The organism is Onishia taeanensis, from assembly GCF_003268885.1.
Taxonomy (GTDB): Bacteria; Pseudomonadota; Gammaproteobacteria; order Pseudomonadales; family Halomonadaceae; genus Onishia; species Onishia taeanensis_A.
Map to the genome: position 1 here is coordinate 1 of NZ_QLSX01000028.1, position 1465 is coordinate 1465.

The 1465-nt window shown below is 65.6% G+C and carries 3 protein-coding genes; 1 reads left to right on the forward strand and 2 read right to left on the reverse strand.

Going from position 1 to position 1465, the window contains the following annotated elements; genetic code table 11:
- Positions 1-121 precede the first annotated feature (121 nt).
- A complete protein-coding gene (locus tag BCL93_RS17025) occupies positions 122-745 on the forward strand; it encodes a tyrosine-type recombinase/integrase (RefSeq protein ID WP_112056549.1) in 624 nt (207 codons plus the stop codon).
- On the opposite strand, the gene BCL93_RS17330 is transcribed toward BCL93_RS17025, so the two are convergent.
- Both BCL93_RS17330 and BCL93_RS17030 read right to left on the reverse strand, forming a co-directional pair.
- On the reverse strand, positions 742-909 hold the full coding sequence (locus tag BCL93_RS17330) for a hypothetical protein (RefSeq protein WP_181463129.1): 168 nt from the start codon (positions 907-909) through the stop codon (positions 742-744). The genes BCL93_RS17025 and BCL93_RS17330 overlap by 4 nt on opposite strands.
- Positions 910-932: 23 nt before the next feature.
- On the reverse strand, positions 933-1346 hold the full coding sequence (locus BCL93_RS17030; RefSeq protein ID WP_146742518.1) for a helix-turn-helix domain-containing protein: 414 nt from the start codon (positions 1344-1346) through the stop codon (positions 933-935).
- Positions 1347-1465: the final 119 nt, after the last annotated feature.

Sequence of the window (1465 nt, forward strand, 5' to 3'; positions counted from 1 at the left end):
CCCCGCCGATGGCGGCATGACACTCGGACAGATTCAGGGCAGTGGGACGGGAGTCGTGATGATACTGTCTGGCTTCTGACTAAAACCCGGACAGTCCCCGCGACCAGGAGCGCTCCCGCCCGTGCCCGACAGCCCCCGACACCCCGCCCCGACAGCCTCGCCAGCCACTGAAACCCGGACAGTGCGCAGCCGCGCCGCCAATGACGCGGCGCGTGGCCGGCTGCACCTGACCCGCGACGAGGTGCATCGGCTGATCCGCGCCGCCCGCGACAATCGCCACGGCCGGCGCGATGCGCTGATGCTGCGGTTGGCCTTCGAGCACGGGCTGCGGGTCTCGGAGTTGGTGGGACTGCGCTGGTCGGCCGTCGACCTGGTGCACCACGAGCTGCGCGTCACTCGCGCCAAGGGCAGCCTCGACGGCACGCATCCGCTCCAGGGTGACACCGTGCGGGCGCTGAAGCGCTATCAGCGCGACAGCGGCCGGGCGGCGGGGCTGGTGTTCGTCAGCGAGCGCGGAGCGCCGATCAGCGCCGATGGCTTCCGGCGCCTGCTGCATCGCCTCAGCGAGCGCGTGTTGGGCGTGAAGTGGCATCCGCACGCGCTGCGTCATGCCTGCGGTGTGCACCTGATCAACCAGGGCGTGGATCTGCGCACGGTGCAGCAGTACCTGGGCCACGCCAACATCCAGAATACCGTGGCCTATACCGCCCTCACCGGGCGGCCGTTCGAGCGGCTGAGCTTCTAGCCTCTGGGGTGGGGGCAGGAATCGCGCAGGGTGTCCCAATCGTCCTCGCCGACCGGCTCGAACGGCTCGATCAGCTCTCCGACGCTGCCGCGCAACCGCTCCAGCGGCTCGCGCTCGTCGGTCGGTTCCTGGTCTGGCTCTTGGGGTGAATCTGGTGGGCGCATCCGGCGGCCTCCTCGAGGGCGTGTCAGCTCCCATCCTGATATAGCGACCGAGCGAGCGATCTGAGGCCGTGGGGATCGCTGTCCGTCTCCTGGACGGATGCCTGGGGATCCTGGTTGCCCTGATCTGCATTTGTGGGTGGGGGAAGTTGCTTCAGCTGGGCTACCTCCTCTCTCAGCGCCACAAGCTCCTGATGCATGGCCTGCAACGCCTGCAACATCGCCTGTTGCATGTCTTCCTGGCTAGGTGTTGCAGGTGGTTGCATATCGTCCGGCAGATGCTCGGGTTCACCATAGCATCGGATTAGCTCGGCCATCTCTATGATACGGGTTCCATCTCCTCGGAAGCCGCATGACAAGCGGCCTGACTCGATATGGCGATGTATCGTAGAGCGATGCTTGCCGTACAGTTTGGCCGCTTTCGGGATGGTCAGTTGCATAGGTGCCTAGTTGGTTGCAGGCCTGCTGTTGCAGCTATCCTAGCCCGACTTCCCGATGAGGCGTGAAAAATCAGGCCTCAACGGCGCTTTTGCGTTCTTCAAGAAGCCGCAGTGCGACG

Bases quoted from the DNA above. Each gene is read 5' to 3' on its own strand.
- BCL93_RS17330 (WP_181463129.1), bottom strand. From the start codon at position 909: ATGCGCCCACCAGATTCACCCCAAGAGCCAGACCAGGAACCGACCGAC.
- BCL93_RS17030 (WP_146742518.1), bottom strand. From the start codon at position 1,346: ATGCAACTGACCATCCCGAAAGCGGCCAAACTGTACGGCAAGCATCGC.